General features: G+C 74.7%; 19 protein-coding genes. 9 read left to right on the top strand and 10 right to left on the bottom strand.

The genetic code is table 11. The features are described 5' to 3' along the window. The first annotated feature begins 321 nt into the window (after positions 1-321). The gene (locus tag ACIPYS_RS24225) at positions 322-4,050 is read left to right on the top strand and encodes a SpoIIE family protein phosphatase (RefSeq protein ID WP_093863114.1); all 3,729 of its coding nucleotides are present in this window, start codon (positions 322-324) and stop codon (positions 4,048-4,050) included. Between the two features lie 44 nt (positions 4,051-4,094). Here ACIPYS_RS24225 and ACIPYS_RS24220 read toward each other — a convergent pair whose 3' ends face one another. The 4 genes from ACIPYS_RS24220 to ACIPYS_RS24205 form a co-directional block, all read right to left on the bottom strand. Next, on the bottom strand, positions 4,095-4,511 hold the full coding sequence (locus ACIPYS_RS24220; protein ID WP_093863113.1) for a peptidoglycan-binding protein: 417 nt from the start codon (positions 4,509-4,511) through the stop codon (positions 4,095-4,097). A gap of 74 nt (positions 4,512-4,585) precedes the next feature. Continuing rightward, the gene (locus ACIPYS_RS24215) at positions 4,586-5,077 is read right to left on the bottom strand and encodes a MarR family winged helix-turn-helix transcriptional regulator (protein ID WP_400749398.1); all 492 of its coding nucleotides are present in this window, start codon (positions 5,075-5,077) and stop codon (positions 4,586-4,588) included. Beyond that, on the bottom strand, positions 5,074-6,852 hold the full coding sequence (locus ACIPYS_RS24210; protein WP_231977938.1) for an MFS transporter: 1,779 nt from the start codon (positions 6,850-6,852) through the stop codon (positions 5,074-5,076). The genes ACIPYS_RS24215 and ACIPYS_RS24210 overlap by 4 nt, the downstream gene beginning before the upstream one ends. Positions 6,853-6,963: 111 nt before the next feature. Further along, a complete protein-coding gene (locus tag ACIPYS_RS24205) occupies positions 6,964-7,905 on the bottom strand; it encodes a pseudouridine synthase (protein WP_093863111.1) in 942 nt (313 codons plus the stop codon). Between the two features lie 321 nt (positions 7,906-8,226). On the opposite strand from ACIPYS_RS24205, the gene ACIPYS_RS24200 reads away from it, so the two are divergent. The 3 genes from ACIPYS_RS24200 (at position 8,227) to ACIPYS_RS24190 (ending at position 10,860) form a co-directional block, all read left to right on the top strand. Beyond that, entirely contained in the window at positions 8,227-9,342 is a 1,116-nt protein-coding gene (locus tag ACIPYS_RS24200) for a PP2C family protein-serine/threonine phosphatase (RefSeq protein ID WP_400749393.1), read from the top strand. 165 nt (positions 9,343-9,507) lie between these two features. Beyond that, positions 9,508-9,903, top strand: coding sequence for a DUF3224 domain-containing protein (locus tag ACIPYS_RS24195; RefSeq protein ID WP_400749390.1), 396 nt, complete (start codon positions 9,508-9,510; stop codon positions 9,901-9,903). Positions 9,904-9,990: 87 nt separating this feature from the next. Beyond that, positions 9,991-10,860 carry a DUF5995 family protein gene (locus tag ACIPYS_RS24190; RefSeq protein ID WP_400749387.1) on the top strand — a complete coding sequence of 290 codons (870 nt, stop codon included), beginning with the start codon at positions 9,991-9,993 and terminating at the stop codon, positions 10,858-10,860. On the opposite strand, the gene ACIPYS_RS24185 is transcribed toward ACIPYS_RS24190, so the two are convergent. After that, the gene (locus ACIPYS_RS24185) at positions 10,821-12,260 is read right to left on the bottom strand and encodes a GuaB1 family IMP dehydrogenase-related protein (RefSeq protein WP_093863108.1); all 1,440 of its coding nucleotides are present in this window, start codon (positions 12,258-12,260) and stop codon (positions 10,821-10,823) included. The two genes, ACIPYS_RS24190 and ACIPYS_RS24185, sit on opposite strands and share 40 nt — an antisense overlap. 296 nt (positions 12,261-12,556) lie before the next feature. On the opposite strand from ACIPYS_RS24185, the gene ACIPYS_RS24180 reads away from it, so the two are divergent. After that, complete coding sequence (locus tag ACIPYS_RS24180; RefSeq protein ID WP_093863107.1) at positions 12,557-14,080, top strand: SDR family NAD(P)-dependent oxidoreductase; 1,524 nt, start codon at positions 12,557-12,559, stop codon at positions 14,078-14,080. Between the two features lie 108 nt (positions 14,081-14,188). Continuing rightward, the gene (locus ACIPYS_RS24175; RefSeq protein WP_400749383.1) at positions 14,189-14,641 is read left to right on the top strand and encodes an NUDIX hydrolase; all 453 of its coding nucleotides are present in this window, start codon (positions 14,189-14,191) and stop codon (positions 14,639-14,641) included. A gap of 87 nt (positions 14,642-14,728) precedes the next feature. Here the strand turns inward: ACIPYS_RS24175 and ACIPYS_RS24170 are convergent, their stop codons facing one another. The 3 genes from ACIPYS_RS24170 to ACIPYS_RS24160 are packed head-to-tail and all read right to left on the bottom strand — an operon-like array spanning position 14,729 to position 18,227. Beyond that, positions 14,729-16,999, bottom strand: a complete 2,271-nt coding sequence (locus tag ACIPYS_RS24170) for an FtsX-like permease family protein (RefSeq protein WP_400749380.1) — start codon at positions 16,997-16,999, stop codon at positions 14,729-14,731. Beyond that, complete coding sequence (locus tag ACIPYS_RS24165; RefSeq protein WP_093863104.1) at positions 16,996-17,706, bottom strand: ABC transporter ATP-binding protein; 711 nt, start codon at positions 17,704-17,706, stop codon at positions 16,996-16,998. The genes ACIPYS_RS24170 and ACIPYS_RS24165 overlap by 4 nt, the downstream gene beginning before the upstream one ends. Further along, on the bottom strand, positions 17,703-18,227 hold the full coding sequence (locus ACIPYS_RS24160; protein ID WP_400749376.1) for a PadR family transcriptional regulator: 525 nt from the start codon (positions 18,225-18,227) through the stop codon (positions 17,703-17,705). Before ACIPYS_RS24160 ends, ACIPYS_RS24165 begins: the two co-directional genes overlap by 4 nt. Positions 18,228-18,686: 459 nt before the next feature. On the opposite strand from ACIPYS_RS24160, the gene ACIPYS_RS24155 reads away from it, so the two are divergent. The 3 genes from ACIPYS_RS24155 (at position 18,687) to ACIPYS_RS24145 (ending at position 21,411) form a co-directional block, all read left to right on the top strand. After that, positions 18,687-19,358 carry a hypothetical protein gene (locus tag ACIPYS_RS24155; protein WP_400749373.1) on the top strand — a complete coding sequence of 224 codons (672 nt, stop codon included), beginning with the start codon at positions 18,687-18,689 and terminating at the stop codon, positions 19,356-19,358. Positions 19,359-19,405: 47 nt separating this feature from the next. Further along, the gene (locus ACIPYS_RS24150) at positions 19,406-19,930 is read left to right on the top strand and encodes a GNAT family N-acetyltransferase (protein WP_400749370.1); all 525 of its coding nucleotides are present in this window, start codon (positions 19,406-19,408) and stop codon (positions 19,928-19,930) included. Positions 19,931-20,124: 194 nt separating this feature from the next. After that, complete coding sequence (locus ACIPYS_RS24145) at positions 20,125-21,411, top strand: hypothetical protein (RefSeq protein WP_400749367.1); 1,287 nt, start codon at positions 20,125-20,127, stop codon at positions 21,409-21,411. A gap of 22 nt (positions 21,412-21,433) precedes the next feature. Here the strand turns inward: ACIPYS_RS24145 and ACIPYS_RS24140 are convergent, their stop codons facing one another. Together ACIPYS_RS24140 and asnB are read right to left on the bottom strand one after the other, a co-directional pair. Beyond that, positions 21,434-22,111, bottom strand: coding sequence for a YoaK family protein (locus tag ACIPYS_RS24140; RefSeq protein WP_400749364.1), 678 nt, complete (start codon positions 22,109-22,111; stop codon positions 21,434-21,436). Between the two features lie 269 nt (positions 22,112-22,380). Then, positions 22,381-24,213 (bottom strand): asparagine synthase (glutamine-hydrolyzing), encoded by a 1,833-nt coding sequence (asnB, locus tag ACIPYS_RS24135; protein ID WP_093863098.1) that lies wholly within the window; start codon positions 24,211-24,213, stop codon positions 22,381-22,383. Positions 24,214-24,408: the final 195 nt, after the last annotated feature.

Raw genomic sequence — 24,408 nt, 5'->3', positions numbered from 1 at the left:
AAGAGTCGGGGCCACTTTGCAAAGTGCACTTTGCAAAGTGGCCCCGGGAGAGCCGCCGGACGTCGCGCGCGGGTCTCCCGGCCGCCGCGGAAGCGGCGACCGGGGCACCGAACGGACCGCCCGCCGGCCACGGCATGGAGGCACACGGGACGCAGCGGTCGCGGGGAGCGGGCCGGGCCCGCCGGTCGCCCCGTTCGCCGGGCGCGACCGCGCCGCCGGCCGGGCGGGCGGGCGTGCCGCGCGGGGGTGGTGGGGTGCGTGGGAGGATGGCAGGGCTGGTGGAGACGATCTCCGGGCGGTGCTGGCCCATGGTGACCGAGCATGGTGAACGAGCGTCGTGAGAGTGAGGCCGGCGGGCCCGGGCGGGTGCCGTCCGGCCCTGTGCCGCGGCCGGAGCCGGCCGAGGGCCCGGACGCGCTGCTGATGGTGCCGATCGCCACGGCGCTGATCGAGGCCGACGGCCGGATCCTGCACTGGAGCAGTGATGCCGAGGCGCTGCTCGGCTACTCCGCGGCCGAGGCGATCGGTGCGCGGGCCGCGCAGTTGCTGGCCTCGGAGGAGCAGCGGCCGGGCGTGCTGGAGCTGTTCCAGAAGATCGTGGACGGCCGCGGCTGGTCCGGTGTGTTCCCGGTGCGTCACCGGGACGGGCACCACGTCAATCTGGAGTTCCGCACTCATCCGATCGCCGGTCCGGCGGGCAGCCCGCTGGTGCTCGCGGTGGCCTCGGACGTGACCACGCTGCGTCGGATCCAGGCGGACCTGGCGGTGCTGGACGGCTTCTTCTCGCAGTCCCCGGTCGGGATGGCCGTCTACGACGCGCAGCTCGCGTTCGTGCGGATCAACGAGGCGCTGGCCCGGGTCAACGGGCTGCCGGTCGCGCGGCACCTCGGGCACCGGTTGACCGAGTTGCTGCCGGGCATCAACGGTGCGGAGAGCGAGGCCGTGATGCGCCGGGTGCTGGAGACCGGCGAACCGGTGCTGGACGCCCGTTCGCACGGCCGCACCCCGGGGGATCCGACGCACGACCACGCCTGGTCCGCGTCCTACTTCCGGCTGGAGGAGCCGGGCGGGCGGGTGCTGGGCGTGAGTTCGACCATCATCGACATCACCGAGCGTTTCCGGGCCGACGCCCGGGCCGCCCGCGCGCAGGAGCGGCTGGCCCTGCTGGTCGAGGCCACCGCCTCCATCGGCACCACGCTGGACCTGCGGCAGACCGCCCGGGAGCTGGCCGACGCCATGGTGCCCAAGGTGGCCGACATCAGCGGTGTCTTCGCGCTGGAGGCGCTGGCGGCCGGCCGGAACGTCGAGCCGCTGGACCCGGCGGCGCCGCAGCACGTGCGCCGGCTGGCCCTGGCGACCTCCGATCCGCTGTACCCGGCCGAGGCGCTGCCGGTGGACACCGTGTACGAGGTGACCCCGGACACCCCGTACGCGCGGGCGCTGGCCACCGGGCGGACGGTGGTGGTGCCGTCGTGGGAGCTGCCGCCGTTGAGCGACGCGATCACCGAGAGCCGCCGGCAGGCGTTCCTGGGCGACCGTCCGCGTTCGGTGCGGATCACGCCGCTGGTGGCGCGCGGCACCACGCTCGGCATGATCGTCTACTCCCGGCGCGGCGAACGGGAGTCCTTCGCCGAGGCCGACATCACGCTCGGTGACGAGTTGGCCTCGCGGGCCGCCGTGGCGATCGACAACGCCCGGCTCTACCTGCGCCAGCACCAGATCGTGCTCGCCCGCCAGCAGGCGCTGCGCGAGGCGAAGGCCGCGCAGGAGCGTCTGGCGCTGGTCAACGTGGCGTCCGCCCGGATCGGCACCACTCTCGACCTGACCCAGACCGCCGAGGAGCTGGCCGCCGTGGCGACGCCCCGGCTGGCGGACACGGTGGTGGTCGAGGTGCTGGACGACCTGGTGCGCGGCGAGCGCGAGGCGCGGCCGTCCGGCGACGGTTCGGCGGTGCTGCGGCGGATGGCCTTCCATTCGGCGGACCGCTCCACCCTGCGGCCGATCGACCGGAGCGGCGGGGTGCACCGGTTCCCGGCCTCCTCCCCGTACGCGTGGGCGCTCCGCCACCGCCGTCCGGTGCTGGTGCCGCGGATGGACGAGGCCGGGATGGCCTGGTTCCGGGACGATCCGGTGCGCGCCGCGGCGGTGCACGAGCAGCAGGTCCGCGCGTTCATGGTGGTGCCGCTGATCGCGCGCGGTTCGCCGGTCGGCGTCGCGGCGTTCTACCGGACGGTGGTGGAGCGCCCGTACGAGGACGACGACCTCGCGCTGGCCGGGGAGTTGGCGGTGCGGGCGGCCGTGTCGATCGACAACGCGCTGCTCTTCACCCGGGAGCGGGACGCGGCGGCGGCGCGGCAGCGCGCGCTGGACGAGGCGTGGGCCGCGCAGCAGCGGTTGTCGTTGCTCAACGAGGCGTCCAACCGGATCGGCACCACCCTCGATCTCTACCGCACCGCCCACGAGTTGATCGAGGTGGTGATTCCGCGGTTCGCCGACTTCGTGACCGTCGACCTGCGCGAGGCGGTGCTCGGCGGTGAGGACCCGGCGCCCGTGCCGCCGGACGGCTCGGTGCTGATGCGGGCGGTGGCGGTCGGCGAGCTGGACGCCGACGGGCTGATGTCGGACGCGGCGGACGCGGTCGGCGAGACCTCGCAGTCGGCCCAGGTGTACGCGGAGAGCCTGCGCAGCGGGCGGTCCATCCTGGTGTCGGAGGTCGACGAGGCCGCGCTGCGGCGGATCGTCGCGTCCGAGGACCGGGTGCAGCCGGGCCTGGACGCGGGTGTGCACTCGTACCTGATGGTGCCGTTGCTGGCGCGCGGACTGGTGCTGGGCGGCGCAGAGTTCATCCGTACCCGCAATCCGCTGTCGTTCGGTCCGGCGGACCGGGCGCTGGCCGAGGAGCTGGTCGGCCGCACCGCGCTGGCGATCGACAACGGCCGGCTCTACCGGCGGGAGCGGGAGACGGCGCTGACCCTCCAGCGCAGCCTGCTGCCGCAGGAGATCCACCGCACGCTGGGGTTGGAGATCGCCTACCGCTATCTGCCGAGCAGTGTGGTGAGCGAGGTCGGCGGGGACTGGTTCGACGTCGTGCCGCTCTCCTCGGGCCGGGTCGCGCTGGTGGTCGGCGACGTCATGGGGCACGGCATCAGGGCGGCCGCGACCATGGGGCAGCTCCGTACGGTGGCACGGACGTTGATCACCCTGGAGCTGGCGCCGGACCGGGTGATGCAGCGGCTGGACGAGGCCACCACGGCGATCGGCGAGGGCCAGTTCGCCACGTGTGTCTGTGTCGTGTACGACCCCGTCGACCGGAGCTGCACCGCCGCCTGTGCGGGCCACCTGCCGCCGGTGGTGGCCGACACGGACGGGAACGCCCGGTTGGTCGAGCTGCCGCCCGGCGCGCCGCTCGGGGTCGGCGGAGTCCCGTTCGAGAGTGTCGGGTTCACCCTCCCGGAGGACGGTCTGCTGGCGCTGTACACCGACGGTCTGGTCGAACGGCGCGGCCGCGACCTGGACGAGGGGCTGCAGTTGCTGTGCCGCACCATCGCGGACCGGCGCGGCTCGCTGGAGCAGACCTGCGACGCGGTGCTCTCCGAACTCACCGGCCGCAGCAGCGAGGACGACATCGCGGTCATCATGGCGCAGGCCCGGCCGGCCGGTTCGGACCGGATCGCCACCCTCGCGCTCGACGACGACCACGCGATGGTGGCCCACTCGCGCCGGTTCACCCGGGAGACGCTGACGGGCTGGGGGCTGGCGCCGCTGGCCGACTGGGCCGAGCTGCTGACCAGCGAGCTGATCACCAACGCGCTGGTGCACGCGGGTTCGCCGACCCGGCTGCGGCTGCTGTGCAACCGCACGCTGACCGTGGAGGTGGCCGACCGGGACGCCGGCTCGCCCCGGATGCGGCGCGCGGCCGAGGAGGACGAGGGCGGGCGCGGCATCCACCTGGTGAACGAACTCGCCCACCGGTGGGGCACCCGGCAGACGCCGGACGGCAAGGTGGTGTGGTTCGAACTGGAGCTGCCGCCGGGGCTGTCGGAGCGGTGAGTACCCGGCGGGACGGGCCCGGGGACCGTCCCGCCGAGGGGTGGTCAGTTGAGGACGACGGTGTACGACGGCACGTAGTGGCCGCAGTTGGACGCCTTCTCGAAGCTGTCGACCAGCCAGGGGTGGTACTTGACGCGTTCCAGCACGGCCTGGCCGGTGGCCTTGCCGAAGACGCCGTCGACCACGAGCGGGGCGGCGGCCCAATCGGTGCTTGCCAGCTTCTGGATCCGCCGGATCCCGAGATCGGTCTCGGGCCCGAACCGGCCGTCCTCCAGGATGTGCACGTCGGTGAGCTGGTTCACGTAGTACTGGATGCAGCGGACGGTGTGGGACCAGTTCGGGTACCCGTAGCCGGTGTTGGGGAGACCGGGGTCGGCGTGGGCGGTGACCGCGCCGGAGCCCAGCAGGGCAGTGGCGGCCAGGACGGTCGCGCCGCGCCGGAGGAGACGGGTGAGTCGCATGGGACCTCTTTCCGGATGATCATCCGATCGGACGGTGGATCATATCCGGGCGATGCGAGGGCCAGGGATCGAGGTCAGGCGTCCTCGGCCGCCAGCAGGTGTTCCAGCACCGGCAGGGCCGCGAGCAGCAGCCCCTGCTCCTCCGGGGTGAGCGCCTCCGCCCGGCGGGCGAGGTGTTCGGAGCGCTGTCGGCGGATGCCCGCGAGCAGTTCGGCGCCGGCCGGGGCGACGGCGACCAGGAAGGACCGTCCGTCGGTGGGGTCGGGGAGCCGTTCGACCACGCCGGAGGTCACCAGCGGGCCGACGGTGCGGGTCATGGAGGGTGCGGACACCCCTTCCAGGGCGGCGAGTTCGCCGAGCCGCAGTGGTCCGTGCTGCTCGATCCTGGCGATCGCGGACTGCTGGGCGAAGGTGAACTCCTGACCGGCGGAGGACTGCGCGAGCCGGCGGTGCAGCCGGGCGATCACCAGCCGCAGCCGGGCGACGGCCGCCGCGTCCAGCGGGCCCGGTCGCGCTCCCCCGGCCTCCGGCCCGGGCGCCGGTCCGGCCTGCTCCGGGGCGGTCACGAGCCCGCCCCCCGGGTCGCCGCCCTGGCCTTGCCGGCACCGTCAGCACCGTTGCCGGCACCACCGTCACCGCCGTCGTCGCCGCTACCGTCGCCCGTCCCCGCCGCGGCGGCCGCCCGTCCGGCGCGCCCGCGCAGCAGCGAGGCGACGGCGGCGACGAGCGACATCGCGATGGCGAGCGAGAACACCACCACCAGGCCGTCGTGGAACGGCCCGGAGATCAGGTGGGGGAAGAACTCCCGGCCGGTGAGCGTCCCGGCGTCGGCGGCGGGCACCTGGGCGAGGACCTGCGGGCCGAGCAGTTCGCGGATCGGGTTGTAGCCCAGGAACGCCGCGAACAGCGTGCCGACCGGTGGCAGTTGGGCGACGGTGTGGGCGTCCGCGGCGGGCACGCCCTGGGCGGTGAGCCCGTCGGAGAGGGTCTGCGGCAGCGAACCGGCCAGGCCGGCGACCATGAGCGAGAAGAACACGCCGATGGAGAGCACCATGCCGGCGTTCTGGAAGGTGGCCCGCATGCCGGAGGCGGCACCCCGGTCGGCGGCGGGCACGCTGGACATCACCAGGGCGGTGTTGGGCGCGGCGAACAGGCCGCCGCCGAGGCCGTTGAGGAAGACCAGCAGCGCGAACACCGGGTACCCGAAGTCGGTGGGCAGGGCGAGCAGGCCGGCGAAGGAGACGGCCATCACCAGCAGGCCGCCCGCGGCGAAGAGCCTGGCCCCGAACCGGTCGGACAGGTACCCGGCGACCGGCCCGGCGGCGAGGAAGCCCACGGTGAGCGGGACGAGGTAGATGCCCGCCCAGAGCGGGGTGTCGGCGTAGTCGTACCCGTGCAGCGGCAGCCAGATGCCCTGGAGCCAGACGATCAGCATGAACTGGAGCCCGCCCCGGGCGACCGAACCCAGCAGGGTGGCGAGGTTGCCGCCGGTGAACACCGGGTCGCGGAAGAGCCGCAGCGGGAACATGGGTTCGGCGACCCGGCTCTCGACCAGGCCGAACACTCCGAGCACGGCGGCGCCGCCGAGCAGCCCGGCCAGCACCCACGGGTTCGTCCAGCCCATGGTGTGCCCGCCGTAGGGCTGGATACCGTACGTGATCGCGGCGAGCAGGGCGGTCAGGCCGACGGCGAAGGTGATGTTGCCCCACCAGTCGATGCGGCCCGGGCGGCGGACCCCGGTCTCGCGCAGCGAGCGGTAGGCCCAGACGGTGCCGATCACGCCGATCGGCACGTTCACCCAGAAGATGGACCGCCAGTTCCACTCGGCGAGCAGTCCGCCGAGGACGAGCCCGACGAAGGACCCGGCGATCGCGGCGACCATGTTGACGCCCAGGGCCATGCCGCGCTGCCGGGCGGGGAAGGCGTCGGTGATGATCGCGGCGGAGTTCGCCATCAGCATCGCGCCGCCGACCGCCTGCACCACGCGCCAGCCGATCAGCCAGAGCGCGCCGCCCCCGCCCTGGAGCGGGTCGAGGGAGAGGACGACCGAGGTGAGGGTGAAGATCAGGAAGCCGGCGTTGTAGATCCGCACCCGGCCCCAGATGTCGCCGAGCCGGCCGAGGGTGACCACGAGCACGGCCGTGACCAGCATGTAGCCCATCAGCATCCACAGCAGGTAGCCGACGTTGCCGGGCCGGAGCGGGTCCAGGCGGATGCCGTTGAAGATCGCGGGCAGCGAGATCAGCACGATCGACGAGTTGATCGTCGCGATCAGCATGCCGAGTGTGGTGTTGGAGAGTGCCACCCATTTGTAGCGCGGGTGGTCCGTGTCCACGTCCATCGCCCCGTCCTCCCCCGGATGGGCCGGGCCCGGCCGGGCCCGGGAATATTTAGCTGAGGTCAACTAAATTACTCCGTCCGTGGCCGCGGGAGAAGACCCCCACGGGCACGGCTACCAGGACTCCGGGTCCGACCAGGCCGCCAGGGTCCGGCGGCTCTCGAAGCGGCACGGACGGCCGGTCAGCGGATCGGTGAACTCCATCGCGGCGGAGAGCAGTTGCAGCGGCCGGCGGAAGTCGTCCGGGGCCGGCTCCGGCAGCACCACCGGGTACACCGGGTCGCCCAGGATCGGAAGGCCCAGCCCGCTCATGTGCAGCCGCAGCTGGTGCGTGCGGCCGGTGGACGGTCGCAGCAGGTAGTGGCCGAGCCCGCCGCGCCGCTCCAGCAGCGCGATCCGGCTCTCGCTGTTCGGCGGCGCGTCCAGCTCCCGGGCGGCGATCACCCCGCGCTCCTTCACGATGTGGCTGCGCACGGTGCGCGGCAGCTGCACCGCCGGGTCGAACGCCGCCACCGCCCGGTACTCCTTGCGGACCAGCCGGTCCCGGAACAGCGACTGGTAGGCGCCCCGGTCCTGCGGCCGCACCACGAACATCGCCAGCCCCGCCGTCAACCGGTCCAGCCGGTGCGCCGGGCTGAGCGCGGGCAGGGCCAGCGTGTGCCGCAGCCGGCTCAGCGCCGTCTCCACGACGTGCCGCCCGCGCGGGGTGGTGGCCAGGAAGTGCGGCTTGTCGACCACCACCAGGTGCTCGTCCCGGTGCAGCACCTCCAGCTCGAACGGGACCGGCACCTCGGCCGGCAGCTCCCGGTAGAACCACAGGTGGGCTCCCGGCCGGAACGGGTCGGCCGGACCGACGGACCTGCCGTCCTCGCCGACCACCTCCCCAGCCCGCAGCAGACCGTCCACCCGCTCCGCCGCGACCGCCGGCAACCGCTCGCCCAGGTACTCCCGCACGGTCTCCCACGGGCCGCCGGTGACCGGCAGCCGCAGATGCACCGGATCGACCCCCTGCCGCTGGGGCAGGGGGGAGGTCGGGGCCGCGCTCCTTCGTCTCATCGCGTCCGTCAGCCTAGTTCGTCCCGGACGGCGGACGGACGGCCCACCGGCTGCGGACGGCGGGCGGGCTGCGGACGGCCCACCGGCGGGGGACGGCGGGCGGGCGCGGGACGGCGCACGGGCGGGGGACGGCGCACGGACCCCGCTCGACCGCCGGGATGCCGGTGCGGCGGTCGGCGGTGGAGAGTGGACGAAGGGGGCGGAGTCGACGAAAGGGGACGGAGTGGACGGCGGGGGCGGCATCCCGGCGGGTGCCGCCCCCGGGCGGAGTGGTCCGGCCGTCGAGCGGTCGGACCCGTCGAGCGGCCTGGAGGCGGGTGCGTGAGCGCGAGCGGCGAGGACCCCGAGGGTGCCGCGGCACCGTCCGCCGTGCCGCCGCCCCGGCTGCCGCGGCGGACCAGGCTGCTGCTCGGCGGCGCCTTCCTGCTGCTGGTCGCGGCCGTGGTGACGGACCTGCTGACCGGCCCGGGCAGCACCCTCTCCCCCGTGCTCGCCGCCGCGCCCGTCCTGGTCGGGGCCACCACCCGCCGGGCCCGGGTACCGCTCGCCACCGGCGCGGCCGCCGTGGTCGTGGCCGGCCTGCTGGAGGACCTCAACTCCCAGCTGCCCGCCTCCGTCCACCTCGTCTCGCTGGTCACCATCACCGCCACCACCCTCGCCAGTACCGCCAACGTCGTGCTGATCGCCGCCCGCGAGCGCGAACTGTTCGAGGTGCGGACCGTCGCCGAGGCGGCCCAGCGGGCACTGCTGCGCCCACCGCCCGAACGGATCGGGCCGCTGCGGATCGCCGTCCGGTACGTGGCCGCGGCCGCCGAGGCGAGGATCGGCGGGGACCTGTACGACGTGGTGGACACGCCGTTCGGGATCCGGATCCTGCTCGGGGACGTCCAGGGCCACGGCCTGCCCGCCGTCGAGACCGCGGCGGACGTCCTCGGCGCCTTCCGCACCGCCGCGCGCACCGAACCGGACCTCGCCAGGCTCGCCGAGCACCTGGACGCCGCGCTGGCCGGGCGCCCCGCCGACGGGCGGTTCGTGACCGCCGTGCTGCTCGGCGTGGACCGGGGGGACAACGCGGCCCTGCTGGTCAACTGCGGCCACCCGCACCCGCTGCTGCGCCGTGCCGACCGGGTCACCGAGCTCGTCCCCTCCCGGCACACCCCGCCGCTGGGCCTGCTCGGCCTGCTCGGCGACGGCCGCTACACCGCCGAGCCGGTCGACCCGTGGCCCGGCGACCTGCTGCTGCTGTACACCGACGGGGTCTCCGAGGCCCGCGACGCGGCGGGCGAGTTCTACCCCCTCCCCGACCGCTTCGCCGCACTCCCGGCCGGGACGCCGGAGGACCTGATGGACGCCCTGCTGCCCGACCTCGCCTCCTGGGTCGCCCCGGGCGGCCTCGCCGACGACGCGGCCGCGCTCGCCGTCCGCTGGGACCGGTGAGCGGCGCGCACGGTGACCGGCACACGGTCACCGGCGACCGGCGAGCAGCGACCGGCCCGCAGCCGACCGCCCGCCGTTCCGGGGCGGTTGTCAGTGGGGCGTGCGAGGGTGGTCCCGCGGTCGGTACCGACCGGGCGCACGGGCTTTCGTCGAGGGGACGGTGCGATGGGCGGCAGGGCGAGCGGGGCCTTCGAGGTGACGGCGTTCGAGCCGGAGGAGACGGACGCGCAGCCGGGCGCGACGCTCGGCCGGGTCCGGATCACCAAGGAGTTCACGGGCGGGCTGACCGGGGCGGGCGTGGTGCGGATGCTGTCGGTCCTGGACGGCGCGGGCGGCCCGGCCGCCTATGTGGCGGTGGAGCGGTTCACGGGCGCGCTGGACGGGCGGCAGGGGTCGTTCGTGCTGCAGCACTCGGCGCCGGGGAGCCACGGCGAGCGGTTGGCGATCCGGGTGGTCGCGGGCACCGGCACGGGCGAGCTGGCGGGAATCACCGGGGTGTTCGAGCTGGAGGTGGACGAGGAGGGCCGGCACACGTACGTCCTGGAGTACGAACTGGGCTGAGGCGCGGCGCCTGTGCGGCTCCTCCGACTCCTGTCACGATGATGCGATCAATACACGATCGACGTCGGAGGGTGACGGATGGCCGGGGTGCCCACAGGGATCACGGACGGGGCGCGGGGGATCGACGGCGTCGTCCGGCGGCTGCGTGCGATCGCGGCCGAACTCCCGCCCACCGACGGGGTGGCGGTGTTCAACCGGATGTACCTGACGGTCACCGAGGGCGTCGGGGCCGGGCTGGACGGGTTCGCCGACCCGACCGCTGTCGCCGAGCTGGACGTGCTCTTCGCCGGGCGCTACCTGCTGGCGGTGGACGCGGTCGCGGCGGGGCGGCGGCCACCGGCCTGCTGGCGGCCGCTGTTCGAGCTGCGCGCCGACCCCGAGGTGCACCCGCTGCAGTTCGCACTGGCCGGGATGAACGCCCACATCCAGCACGACCTGCCGCTCGCCGTCGTCGACACCTGCCGTCGGCTCGGCCGGGAGCCGGAGCAGCTGGAGGACGACTACCACCGGATCAACGGTCTGCTGGCGGGGGTCGAGACGGCCGTGCGCGAGCAGCTGATGCCCGGACCGGACGTACTGGAGCGGCTGGAGCCGATGACGCACCGGATCGGGGCGTGGTCGGTCGACACCGCGCGGGAGGCCGCCTGGGGCTCGGTGCGGCTGCTCTGGGGGCTGCGCGGGCGCCCGTCGGCGGCGCGGGCCTGCGCGACGGCGCTGGACGGGGCGGTCGGGCTGCTCGGCCGTGCACTGCTCCTGCCGCTGGGCCTGCGCGACCCGGCGGCCGACGTACCGGCACCGGACGCACTGGAATCCGACGTACCGGCGCTCGACGCGCAGGCGCCCGGCACGCCGGTGGCCGGCCTGCTCCCCGTGGCGAGGAGCGGACCGGCCACCGGCGGACGGGCGCCGGGCGGTGATCAGGCCCAGCTGGAGTGCAGCGGCTTGCCCTCGGCGTAGCCGGCCGCGCTCTGGATGCCGACCACGGCCTTCTCGTGGAACTCCTCCAGGCTGGCCGCGCCCGCGTAGGTGCAGGAGCTGCGCACGCCCGCGACGATGGAGTCGATGAGGTCCTCGACGCCCGGGCGGGCCGGGTCGAGGAACATCCGGGAGTGCGAGATGCCCTCCTCGAACAGCGCCTTGCGGGCACGGTCGTACGAGGAGTCCTGGGCGGTGCGGTTGCTCACGGCCCGCTTGGAGGCCATGCCGAAGGACTCCTTGTACTGGCGGCCGTCGGCGGTGGTCTGGAGGTCGCCGGGCGACTCGTAGGTGCCGGCGAACCAGGAGCCGACCATCACGTTGGAGGCGCCGGCGGCCAGCGCCATGGCGACGTCGCGCGGGTGGCGCACCCCGCCGTCGGCCCAGACGTGCTTGCCCAGGCGGCGGGCCTCGGCGGCGCACTCCAGCACGGCGGAGAACTGCGGGCGGCCGACACCGGTCATCATCCGGGTGGTGCACATGGCGCCCGGTCCGACGCCGACCTTCAGGATGTCCGCGCCGGCCTCGACCAGGTCGCGCACACCGGCCGCCGAGACGACGTTGCCCGCGACGACCGGGACCTGCGGGTCCAGCCCGCGCACGGCGCGCAGCGCGCTGATCATCGACTCCTGGTGGCCGTGCGCGGTGTCCACGACGAGCGTGTCGGCACCGGCCTCCAGCAGGGCCTTGGCCTTGCCGGCGACGTCGCCGTTGATGCCGACGGTGGCGGCGATCCGCAGCTTGCCGGCGGCGTCGACGGCCGGGGTGTAGAGGGTGGCGCGCAGCGCGTTCTTGCGGGTGAGCAGGCCGACCAGGCGGCCGTCGCGGTCGACGACGGGGGCGAGCTTGCGGTGCGCCTCGCTGAGGCGGTCGAAGGCGTCGCGCGGGTCGATGTCCTCGTCGAGCAGCAGCAGGTCGCGGGACATCACCTCGGCGAGCGAGGTGAAGCGGTCGACGCCCTGGCAGTCGGAGTCGGTGACGACGCCGACCGGGCGGCCGTCCTCGACCACGACCAGCGCGCCGTGGGCGCGCTTGGGCAGCAGCGAGAGCGCCTCGGCGACGGTGGCGCCGGGGTCGAGGGTGATGGCGGTGTCGTGCACCAGGTGGCGCTGCTTGACCCAGCCGACGACCTCGGCGATGACCTCGGTCGGGATGTCCTGCGGGATGGCGACCAGGCCGCCGCGGCGGGCGACGGTCTCGGCCATCCGGCGGCCCGCGATGGCGGTCATGTTGGCGACGACCAGCGGGACGGTGGTGCCGGTGCCGTCGTTGGAGGAGAGGTCGACAGCCTGGCGGGAGCCCACGGCGGATCGGCTGGGGACCATGAAGACGTCGTCGTACGTGAGGTCGTACGAGGGCATGAGGTCGTTCAGGAAGCGCATGAAACGGGGCTCTCTGGCTGGGAGAAATTACACCTCGGGTGCGGGTGCGGCACGGCCGCAGGGCGCACTCGGGCGCCCCTGCACCCAACGTTCGATTCTCCGGTACCGGTAGGACAAACGCCAGCTGGCCGCTGTTTGCTGGGTCTGCGTACAAGCCATGATCAAAGCTCCGCGCGTAGATATGGAGGATCCTCCAAATCCCGGACTTTCGCCCCGGCCGGGGCCGCTCCCGTAGCATTCACGCGGTAGACGCGGCGAACGCCGTGATCGGCGAGGCGAGCGGGAACGGCAGAGGCATGGCGGCGGGACTGACGGCAGCAGCGGGCGTGGACAGCGGGCAGCGGCGGGGCGAGGCGGACACCGAGGAGATCGACTACGGCCCCGGCCTCGATCCCGAGCGGCTCCGGCTCTGCCTGGAGGTGCTGGCCGAGCTGGACGAGCTGCACGTCGACCACCCGGACGCGATCACCGTCCGCCAGGCCGTCGGCGGCATATTCCGCACCCTCAAGCAGCGCCGCCGCCAGGAGACCCGGGCCCGCAAGACCGCCAACGACCGCGACGTCACCGCGCGCACCGCGACCGGGGCCCCGAGCCGGATCGACGACGAGACGGCCGGCGCCTTCGGCCTGACCACCGTCACCACCACGGAGATCGCCGGGATCCTGGAGCGCCCCCGCTCCTGCTACATCTGCAAGCAGCGCTACGTCGAGGTCGACGCGTTCTACCACAACCTCTGCCAGGGCTGCGCGGCCAAGAACCGGGCCCGGCGCGACGCCCGCGCCGACCTGACCGGCAAGCGCGCGCTGCTGACCGGCGGCCGCGCCAAGATCGGTATGTACATCGCGCTGATGCTGCTGCGCGACGGCGCGCACACCACCATCACCACCCGCTTCCCCAATGACGCGATCCGCCGCTTCACCGCGATGCCGGACAGCGCCGAGTGGCTGCACCGGCTGAAGATCGTCGGCATCGACCTGCGCGACCCGGCCCAGGTGATGGCGCTGGCCGACGAGGTCGCGGCGGACGGCCCGCTGGACATCCTGATCAACAACGCCGCGCAGACCGTGCGCCGCCCGCCCGAGTCCTACCGGGAGCTGGTCGCCGCCGAGTCGGCGCCGCTGCCGGCCGGCGAGCTGCCGCAGTCGACCACCATCGGCCGGTTCAACAGCGGCAGCGTCGACCTGCCCGCGCTGCCGCACCAGGCCTCGGACGGCGCCGAGCGGATCTCCGCCGAGGACGTCACCTCGCTCGCGCTGGTCACCGGTTCGGCGACGCCGGACCGGATCCGGGCCGGGACGGCGATCGACGCCGGCGGCCTGGTCCCGGACCTCGCGGACACCAACAGCTGGGTGCAGACCGTCAGCGAGGTCGGCCCGGTGGAGCTGCTGGAGGTGCAGCTCTGCAACTCCACCGCGCCGTTCATCCTGATCAGCCGGCTCCGCCCGGCGATGGCCGCCTCGGCGTCCCGCCGCAAGTACGTGGTCAACGTGTCCGCCATGGAGGGCGTCTTCACCCGCGGCTACAAGGGCGCCGGACACCCGCACACCAACATGGCCAAGGCCGCGCTCAACATGCTCACCCGCACCAGCGCGATGGAGATGTTCCAGACCGACGGCATCCTGATGACCGCCGTCGACACCGGCTGGATCACCGACGAGCGCCCGCACCCGGACAAGATGCGCCTCGCCGACGAGGGCTTCCACGCCCCGCTCGACCTGGTCGACGGCGCGGCCCGGGTCTACGACCCGATCGTGCGCGGCGAGCAGGGCGAGGACCTCTACGGGTGCTTCCTCAAGGACTTCGACCGCGCCGCCTGGTAGCCGCCCGGCGGGACGGCGCGGCACCGCGCCGTCCCGCCACCCCCCGGCGCCGTCCCGCCGTCCCCTGCCGCACCGTCACCCCGTCACCCCCCGTTCGGAGGAACCGACGTGACCCACGCACCGCTGCTCGGCGCCGGAGTGATCGTGCCCACCGGGGACGGCCGGGTGCTGATCGGCCGTCGCACCACGGCCGGCGAGCCGCCGACCTGGAGCCTGCCCGGCGGCAAGGTCGATCCCGGCGAGTCCTTCGAGCGGACGGCCGCGCGCGAGCTAGCCGAGGAGACCGGGATCGTGCTGCCCGCCGATGAGCTGCGGGTGCTCGCGGTGCTGCTCGACCACGAGCTCGGCCGACCCCGGCTCACCGCCGCGGTGCTCGCCCCGCCGAGCCTGGCGCCCGCGGTGGTCATGGAGCCGCACTCCTGCGGCGGCTGGGAGCGGCTGCCGCTGGACGCGCTGCCGGAGCCGATGTTCTACCCGTCCGGGCTGGTGCTGGGCACCTGGCGGGCGGAGCTGGGCTTCGCGCCCCGGCCGGGGACGCACGCGTACCCGGTCCTGCGCTGACGACCCGCCGGTCCGCACACGCGTGAACCCCGCTCCCCCTGGGCGGTTTCCAGGGGGCGGGGTCCGCACGTCCGGCCGAGCCCGGGGTCAGCCGTTGCGGGCCGCCTCCGGACCGGTGATCCGCTTCAGCAGCGGCAGCGTCGAGGCGATGATCCCGAGCGAGGCGACCAGCCCGAACAGCACCAGCCCGAAGTACACCCAACCGGGCGACACCAGGTCGTAGTCCATCTGCGACTTGAGGAACATCGCGGCCGCGCCGAAGCCCGTCCCGATCGCGACGGCCGACACCAGGAGCAGCGGCAGGGCGCTCTCCAGGCCGATCACCGCCCGCAGCATCCGCAGCGGCGCCCCGGTGAGCCGGAGCATCGCGAACGGCCGCCGCCGGTCGGACAGGCCCGCGACCACGCTCACCGCCAGGCTGCAGCCGGCGATCGGCAGGGTGGTGAGCAGCACCACGTCGGCGAGCTGGCGCCAGCCGGCGAGCGTCTTCTGCTGGGCGGAGCCGAAGTCCTGCACCATCCGGGCGTGCTGCTCCGGGAAGGTCCGGGTCAGCAGGGTGCGGACCCGCTCCTTGGCGGCGGTGCTCCCGTCGGTGGTCACGTAGAGCGAAAGCACCGGCAGCCGGTCGGCCTCCGCCGCACTGATCGGCGCGGTCGGCCATTCCCGCGCGGCCTGGGAGGTGAGGCTCAGGAAGCCGAACGGCTCGACCGCGGCGACCTCGGCGCCGGGGGCGCAGTGGCCGACCACCGGGGTCCGGGCGAGGTCGGCGCAGGACACCAGGGACGCCTCGGGCCAGTCGGGCGGCGCGGTGGGGTCGTGCGCCAGACCGTCCGGGTTGGCGTGGGCGACGGCGACCCCCCGGTAGCCGGGGACGGCCCGCAGCTCGGCGAGGAACGGGGCCGGGAGGGCGTCGGCCATCACGGGGTCGCCGGGCAGGGCGCCGTGTTCCACCGCCACCCGGGTCTCCGGGTCGCCGCCGAGCGTGCCGCGATTGGTGTCGATGGTGCCGATGACGGCGACGGTCGCGGTGGTGACGAACAGGGCCAGGATCAGACCGGCCACCGAGCGGAACCCGGCCCTCGGGTCGTCGGCGAGCCGCCGGACGGCGATCAGGGTGGCGGGCCGGCTGGTCCGGGCCGCGACCAGGCGGGCGACGGACATGGTGAGCCAGGGACCGGCGACCACCAGGCCGACCATGACCACCAGGAAGCCGGTCAGATAGGCGGCGGTCTGCCCGTCGGTGGTCTGCGGGCGGCGGCCGACGAACCAGGCGAGTTCGGCCAGCCCGGCGAGCAGCGGGGCCACCCGCCACCCGGACGGCGGCTTCGGGGTGGTCCGGCGGCTGACGCCGAGCGGGGAGACGGTGACCCGGCGCAGGGCGAGCCGGGCGGCGACGGCCGCCGCCACCGGGACGCCGACCAGCACGGCCAGCGCCTGCGGCAGGGTGAGGGCGAGGTCGTCCACGAAGAAGCGGTCGCCGGTGAACGGCACGGTCGCGACCAGCGGGCGCAGCAGCAGGTGGACCCCGAAGCCGAGGACGGTGCCGGCCACGGCGGCCACGGTGGACTCGGCGGCCGCGATCAGGGTGATCTGCCGGGGTGTCGCGCCGACCAGGCGCATCGCGGCGTAGCGCTGCTCCCGGGTGGCGGCGGACAGGCGGGTGGCCGTGCCGATGAAGATCACCACGGGGAAGAGCAGCGCGCCGGCGACCACCGAGAGGATGAGGGTCATGGCGTCGCCGCGGACGCCGCTGCCCGGGCAGTCGCCGTCGCAGGCCGGAGGCAGGGCGGTGGCGATGGAGGTGACCTGGCGGGCGCCGGGGCGGGCGGCGAGGGCCGCCGGGTCCTGGCCGCTCACCAGGACCAGGGAGTCCGGGGAGGCGAGGGCGGCCTTGCCGATCTCTCCGGCGAGGTGGCCGGGGAAGCGGTCGGCGAGCTGGTCCGCGGGGCGTTCGCGGAGCAGCTTCGCCAGGGCGGGCGAGGCGTAGTACTCGCCTGCGGCGGGAAGCTTCGACAGGCCCGGGGGGACCGGCGAGGCCGGTCCGGTGGCGGCGACCTCGACCAGGAGGAGTTCGTGGCCGTCGTAGTACTCGGGGGTGCGGTCGCGCCACCAGAGCGGGTCGGCGGCCGCGGTCCCGGTGCCGCTCCCGGTGCCGCTCCCGGTGCCGCTCTCGGTGCGGCTCTTGGCGCCGCTGTTGGCCCAGAGCACCCGGTCGTTGGCGGCGCCGACGGCGTTGACGGCGGCGAGCGTGGAGAGCAGCAGGCCGACGCCGATGGCGGTCGCGGCGGTGATGGTGAGCAGTCGGGCGACGGCCTGGCGGCCGCCGCTGACGGCGAGGCGCAGCGCGAAGGGGATCACGGGGCGACCCGCTCCGCGGCGGCGGCCGGCGTGTACGGGTTGGTGAGCACCCGGGCCCGGCCGTCCCGCACCAGGGCCTCGCGGTCGGCGTAGGCGGCGACCCGCGGTTCGTGGGTGACCAGGACGACGGTGGTGCCCTGTTCGCGGGCGGCGCCGACCATCAGTTCCATGACCTGTTCGCCGGTGAGCGAGTCCAGGGCGCCGGTCGGCTCGTCGGCGAACAGCACCCGGGGGCGGGTGACCAGGCCGCGGGCGAGCGCGATCCGCTGGGCCTGGCCGCCGGAGAGTTCGCCGGAGCGGCGGCCGCCGAGGCCGTCGAGGCCGAGCCGGGCGAACCAGGGGCGGGCCTCGGCGAGGGCGGCGCTCCGGCGGACGCCGCCGAGCAGCAGCGGCAGGGCGATGTTCTCCTCGGCCGTCAGTTCCGGGACGAGCTGGCCGAACTGGAACACGAAGCCGAAGGCGTCGCGCCGCAGGGCGCTGCGCCGGTTCTCGTCGAGGCGGTCGATCCGCTGTCCGTCGAAGTGGACCTCGCCCGCGTCGGGAACGAGGATGCCGGCCAGGCAGTGCAGCAGGGTGGACTTGCCGGAGCCGCTGGCTCCCATCACGGCGAGCACCTCCCCGGCGTCGGCGGCCAGGCTGGCGCCGCGCAGGGCCGGGGTCTCGCCGAAGGCGAGTTCGATGTCGCGGGCTTCTATCAGGGGGCTCATGCGCGTACCTCCGCGGCGAGGGCGTCCAGGCGGGCAGTGGTGAGGTCGATCCAGCGGAGGTCCGCTTCCAGGTGGAAGAGGCCGTGGTCGGCGAGCAGGGCGTCGACCAGCGGGCCGGTGCGGCGCAGTTCGGTGAGTTCGCGCATCCGGCGCAGGTGGGCGGCGCGCTGGGTGTCGAGGTACGCCTCGGCGTCGCGGCCGAGCAGCAGGGCGAGCACGACCTTGGTGAACAGCACCGACTGGAGGGTGGGTTCGGGGGCGACGGGCTCGGCGAGCCAGTGCTCGAACTCGGTCACCCCGGCCTCGGTGATGACGTAGCGCTTGCGTTCGGGCCCGTCGCCGGGCTCGGCCTCGCCGGCGACGACCTTGCCGTCCCGGGCCAGGCGGCCGAGCGTGGAGTAGACCTGACCGTACGGCAGGGGCTTGCCGCGCCCGAAGAGGGCGTCGTAGTCGCGTTTGAGGTCGTAGCCGTGGCTCGGCTCGCGCTCCAGTAGCCCGAGAAGGGTGAGGGGAACACTCATGGGAGGAACATACACCAGAGATATACACCGAGTGTATAGCTCGCGAGAATACGGCTCTGAGCTGCAAGAACGTCGTGTCGCGCGACTGAAGACCGGTCAGAGAACGCCGCGAGCGGGGGACGGCCCCAAACCCCGTCCCCCGCCCTGCACGGCGGCCCGGCGAGCCCCCACAGCGGGCCGGACCACCGCGCCCCCGGCACGGGGACGCGGCCGGTGCCAGCCTGCCGCCCCCACCCCCGTCCCGCCGAGGGCCGAACGTCCCGGTCCCGGAGCCCGGCCGGGGCCGGGAGTCCCGCCGGAGCGCCGGAGGGGGCCGGGAGTCCCGCACCCCGGCCGCCCGCGGAGGCCGGGAGTCCCGCACCGGACCGCCCGACCGACTCTTGTGCCCGGGGCAGGTGCCGGGGGAAATTGGAGTCCGACGGGGCCCACGCACGCCAACCGCCGTGAGGAGCACGCATCGTGTCCAGGACACCCCGCCCGGCCCGCACCGTGCCGCCGCCCCGGCGGGCCGGCCGCGCGCTGCGCCGCGCCGTCGGCCGCCGACGCACCGTCGGGGCCCGCGAACCCCTCGCCCGCCCGGTCGACCGCGCCCGCGGCCGCGCCTGGCTCGCCGCCGGCCTCGCCCTGCTCCTCGGCCTGGCCGGGATCACCGCCGCCGCCGTCCTCGGCCACCGCGCCGCCGGACGCACCGCGGAGGCCGAACGCGGCCGGCTGCACCGCACCGAGGCACTCGTCCTCGGCCGGCTCCGCGCCGAGGACCCCGGCGCCGGCCGGTGGAGCGGCGGCTACGAGAAGCGGGTCGACACCTCGCTCTCCTGGACCGCCCCCGACGGCCTGGCCCGCACCGGCACCGTCGAGGTCCCGCGCAGCGCCGCCACCGGATCCACCGTCACCCTCTGGGTCGACGACGACGGGCGGCCCGCCACTCCCCCGGCCACCGCGATCGGCCTGGCCGTCGGGGTGGCCTGTACCGGCCTGGCCGGCGCCGCCACCCTGGCCGCCCTGATCGGCTGCCTGCTCACCCTGCGGCTGCGCGCCCTCGACCGGCGGGCCGACCGCGACTGGGAACGCTCCTGGGCCCACTGGGAACCCCGCTGGTCCGGCCGCGCCAGCCAGCCCCAGGACGACTGAACGGCACCGCGCGCCCTCGAACACCCGGACACCCGATGGAGACCCCCTTGTCCTCGTTCAGCACCGAACGGCTGACCGCCCGCCTCTGGGCCCACGCCGACGCCGACCGGGCGTACGACACCTACTCCCGCTGGGAGGTCGCCCGCTGGCTGGGCGCGACCCCGCGGGTCCTGGAGTCGCCCTCCGAGGTGCCCGCCGTGATCGACCGCTGGCGGCAGCGCTCGGCCGACCCCCGCTACGGGATCTGGGCCCTGGAGCGCAGGGACACCGGCGTGGTGGTCGGTTCGGTGATCCTGATCCCGCTGCCGGACGAGGACGGCAGCGGCGACGGCGAGATCGAGGTCGGCTGGCACCTGCACCCCGACTCCTGGGGCCACGGCTTCGCCACCGAGGCCGCCGGCGCCGCCCTCGCCAAGGGCTTCGCCGACGGCCTCACCGAGATCCACGCCGTGGTCCGCCCCGGCAACGACCGCTCCGCCGCCGTCTGCCGCCGCCTCGGCATGACCGCACAGGGCCGCACCACCCGCTGGTACGGCGCCGAGTTCGACGCCTTCCTCGCCACCCGGCCCTGAGGCCGGCGGCGCGGGAAGGGCGGCGCGGGAAGGGCCGCGCAGGAAGGGCTGCGCAGGAACGGCGGCCCTCCCGGGCCCGCGCCGGGCCCCTTACGATGGGGCAGCCGACCGGGCACGCACCGGAAGGGGACCGGCACGGGGGCGGCCGGCACGACGGGGGGCGGGGAATGACGGGTCCGGAGCACTCCTCCGAGGTGACGAACACGATCCACGGCTCGACGTTCCACGGGCCGGTGATCCAGGCCGGGCAGGCCACCGTGACCCTGCTACCGCCCGGGCCGCCCGGGCGCCGGTTCCTGCTGGAACAGGCCGACCCTCCCGTCCACACCGTCCTCCCCCGTGCCGCGCGCGCCAACGAGATTCCGGCGGAGGCCGCCGGCTGCTCGGGCAGCCGGACCTGGGCACACCGGCAGGGCGGCATGGACTACGGCACCTCAAGGCTGGCCGTCACCGCAGTCGGCGGCGTGGGACGTTCCGTCGTCATCGACAGCGTCCGGGCCGAGATCGTCGGAGCACCGCGCGACCCCGAGCCCGGCACCGTGCTCGCCTGCCGGGGCCAGGGCGAGGGCGACTGGACCGAACTCGGCATCGACCTCGACTCACCCGATCCCGCCGCTCTGATCGCCGGCTCCGACGGGGTCTCCTACGCTCCGTACTTCCGCAACAAGTACCTCTACCTGGAGTCCCTGAAGCCCGAGCTCATCGGCCTCACCGTGCTCGCGACCGACCACAGCTACGACTACGTGCTGGTCGTCGAGGGTTCGGTCGACGGGAAGCGGCACAGCTGGCGGCTCCAGGACGACGGCCGACCGTTCCGGATCTCCGGCGTCCGCAAAGAACGCGCGAACACCCTGCACAGCATGGTGCTCGGCTGGGCCACCTCCTACGACACCGACTTCGGCGCGGGTGAGCGGTGCAATCCCTGCCACGAGGCGGGCGAGGTCCTTCCCGGGACCGAGGTCAAGGGTGCTCCGAAACCCGCGACAGGCTGGCCCCGGACTCCCCCACCGCCTCCGCCGGCCGGTACGGCACCGGTCCTCGTGGTGGACCGCAGGGACCCCGAGTCGGTCGCGACCGCCTGGGCCGTGACCCGGAGCTCGTTCGATCAGGCGCTCGGCGACCCCGGCCCGGACGGCGGGATCGCTAGGGCCGTGCCGTACCTCGTCCCCGCGCTGGCGGCTTCCCCGGCCTCCGCCCGCCCGGGGCGGGCGGAGGCAGCCACCGGGGCCGAGGACGTACAGAGCCATCGCGCGCGGTCGGTCGTAGCATCGGCCTTCGTCTATCCCGACCGTCCTGACCCCCACCCGACCGGTCAGCTGGACGAGCCCGTGGTCAGGCTCACCGCTTCGGTATGGGGCGCCTACTACGCCGAGGACGGCTGGACCGCGCCGCTTGCCGCAGGTGCGAGCGGAAGCATCGTCTGGAATCTCGTCCTCAGCAGGCAGTCGGACGGGAGTTACCTGATCTCGGCAATCACCTGATCCCCGGTCGGCCGGACCGCCGTCAGCGCGCGCCGTCCGGGTCGGTCCAGGGGGCGGCCGGGTGGCCGGAGGCGCGGTGGGTGAGGGCGGCGACGGCGAGCAGCAGGGCCAGGGCGGCGGTGAGGGCGGCCGGGACGGTGGCGTGCAGGACGAGCACCGCGCCGAGCAGGGCGCCCGCGAACATCCAGGCGGCCGAGGCGAGACGACGCGGGCCCGCCCGCTCGGCGGCCAGCGCGGTGAGGGTCATCGTCAGCACGGTGGTGGTCAGGTCCGGCACCTTGAGCGCGCGCACCACCGCGTTCTGCAGGCCCATCGCGCCGCCCAGCACGCCGATCAGGGTGTAGCGGACCGGTTCGGCGGTGTGGCCGAGGAACGCGGTGAGGACGGCGCAGCCGGCGAACAGCGCCGCCTGGAGCGCCACGGCGAGCACCAGCAGCCGGCCCCGGTGGCCGGGGCGGCGGCGGGCGAGGTGCCCGCCCGCGAGCGAGCCGGCCAGGAAGGCGGCGAGGGCGGCGAGCGAGGCGCGCGCGGAGAGGCCGGGCGCGCCGGCCAGGGCGAAGCCCAGGAAGATCACATTGCCGGTCATGTTGGCGACGAAGACGTGCCCGAGGGCGAGGTAGCTCACGGCGTCGACCAGTCCGGTGACCACGGTGAGCACCAGCAGCATCGCCACCAGCGGCCCGTGCCGGGGGTCGCGCATCCTCGCCCTCCTGCCGCTGCGCCGGTCCTCGCCTCACGGCAGCCTAAGCCCCGGCGGGCCCGCCCCCGCGGGGCCGGGCCCCCGGGGGGGCGGCCGACCGCGCGCGCCCGGCGGGGGGGGGGCCCCCCCAGGGGGCGGGACACGACCCCCGGGCCCCGGGGGGGGGGGTCCCCCCCCCCCCCCCCCGGCGCGCGGGCCCGGCCCGCCCCCCCGCGCCCCCCCCCCCCGGGGCCCCCCGCCCCGGGCGGCCGGCCCCCCCGGAGGGGCCGTCAGACGGCGAGCGCCGGGCGGTGGTGGTCCAGCCAGAGGGCGAGGTCCACGACCCGCTCCAGCCTGAGCCGGTGGCCCCACTCCAGCTGGTCGGCCGGCGTGTCCAGGCTGGCCTTGATCACCGTCTCGTCGGCGATGTCGCGCACGTGCGGCGCGTCCAGCGCCTCGCGGGCGAGCCGCTGCAGTCCGCCGTTGTAGTCGGCGTGGTGGGTCGCCGGGTAGTGGTTCTTGGGCCGCCACAGCACCGAGTCCGGGGCGATGCCCTGGCCGGCCGCGCGCAGCAGGCTCTTCTCCCGGCCGTCGTAGCTCTTCATCGCCCAGGGGGTGTTGAAGGCGTACTCGACCAGCCGGTGGTCGCAGTACGGGACCCGCACCTCCAGGCCCTGGGCCATCGAGAGGCGGTCCTTGCGGTGCAGCAGCTGGCGCAGCCAGCGGGTCATGGACAGGTGCTGCATCTCGCGCTGGCGGTGCTCCTCGGGGCTCTCGCCGTCCGCGTGCGGGACGGCGGCCAGCGCGCTGCGGTAGGTGTCGTCGCGGAACTCGGCGATCCGCAGGTGGGCGGCGAGGTCCGGGTTGATCGGCATGGCCGCCTCGTCGCCGGTGACGAGCAGCCAGGGGAAGGTCTGCGCGGCGAGCGCCTTGGGGTTGTGGAACCACGGGTAGCCGCCGAACACCTCGTCGGCCGCCTCGCCGGAGAGCGCGACCGTGGAGTGCTTGCGGATCTCGCCGAACAGCAGGTAGAGCGAGGTGTCCATGTCGCCGACGCCGATCGGCGAGTCCCGGGAGACGACGACGGCGCGGCGGTGCTCCAGGTCCAGCAGGGTGCGCGGGTCGAGCACCACGGTGGAGTGGTCGCTGCCGATGAACGCGCCGGCCTCGGCGGCGTACGGGGTGTCGTGGCCGGTGCGCAGCACGTCGCCGGTGAACTGCTCGGCCTGGTCGCTGTAGTCGACGGCGTAGGAGCGCAGCTTGGCGTCCGGGCCCTCCTGGAGCCGCAGTTCGTCGGCGACCAGGGCGGTGACGACGGTGGAGTCGAGGCCGCCGGAGAGCAGGCTGCAGAGCGGGACGTCGGCCTCCAGCTGGGCGCGGGCGGCGCGGTTGACGAGCTCGCCGATCCGCTCCTTGGTGGCGTCCAGGCCGTCGGTGTGGGGGCGGGCGGTGAGCTCCCAGTAGCGGGTCTCGCGGATGCCGCTGCGGTCGAGGACGAGCAGGGCGCCGGGGTGGACCTCGCGGACGCCGGCCCAGACCGTGGGGCCGGTGTTGAAGAGCAGGCTGTAGGCCTCGCGCAGGCCGTCGGCGTCCACCGTGGGGGTGATCTCCGGGTGGGCGAAGAGCGCCTTGGGCTCGGAGCCGAAGGCGAGGCCGCCGTCGATCTCGGCCCAGAACAGCGGCTTGACGCCGAGCCGGTCGCGGACCAGCAGCAGGCGCTGCTCGCGCTCGTCCCAGACGGCGAAGGCGTACATGCCCTCCAGCCGCTCGACGAGGGCGTCGCCCCACTCCTGGTAGGCGCGCAGCACCACCTCGGTGTCGCTCCGGGTCTCGAAGCGGTGGCCCTTGGCGCGGAGTTCGGCGCGCAGCTGGTGGTGGTTGTAGACCTCGCCGCTGTAGGTGAGGACGACGCCGGGCTCGTCCCGGCGGTCGGGCATCGGCTGGGCGCCGCCGTCGATGTCGATGACGGCGAGGCGGCGGTGGCCGAGGGCGGCGTGGCGGCCGAGCCAGACGCCGCCGGCGTCGGGGCCGCGCAGGGTCATGGTGGCGGTCATCGCCTCGATGACGGGGGCGCTTTGGCGGACGTCCTGGTGGAAGGACACCCAGCCGGTGATTCCGCACATGCGCGAGCACTCCTTGAACGAGCTTGAACGAGCTAGGGCGAGCTAGGGCGAGCAGACGATCGGATCCGGACCACCAGTCGGGTGAACGCCGCCGGTGGTTCCACGGATTCGGACACATTTCCGGCCATGTCCTGGCGACACCGGCATTTTGAACACGTTCAGGTCGACCGCTAGGGTGCGCACGACCAATCGTTT

The sequence above is a fragment of the Kitasatospora sp. NPDC089913 genome (assembly GCF_044748625.1).
In the GTDB taxonomy this organism is placed as follows: Bacteria; Actinomycetota; Actinomycetes; order Streptomycetales; family Streptomycetaceae; genus Kitasatospora.
The sequence above is the reverse complement of the archived record's forward strand: the minus strand, read 5'-3'. Positions and strand labels throughout refer to the sequence as shown.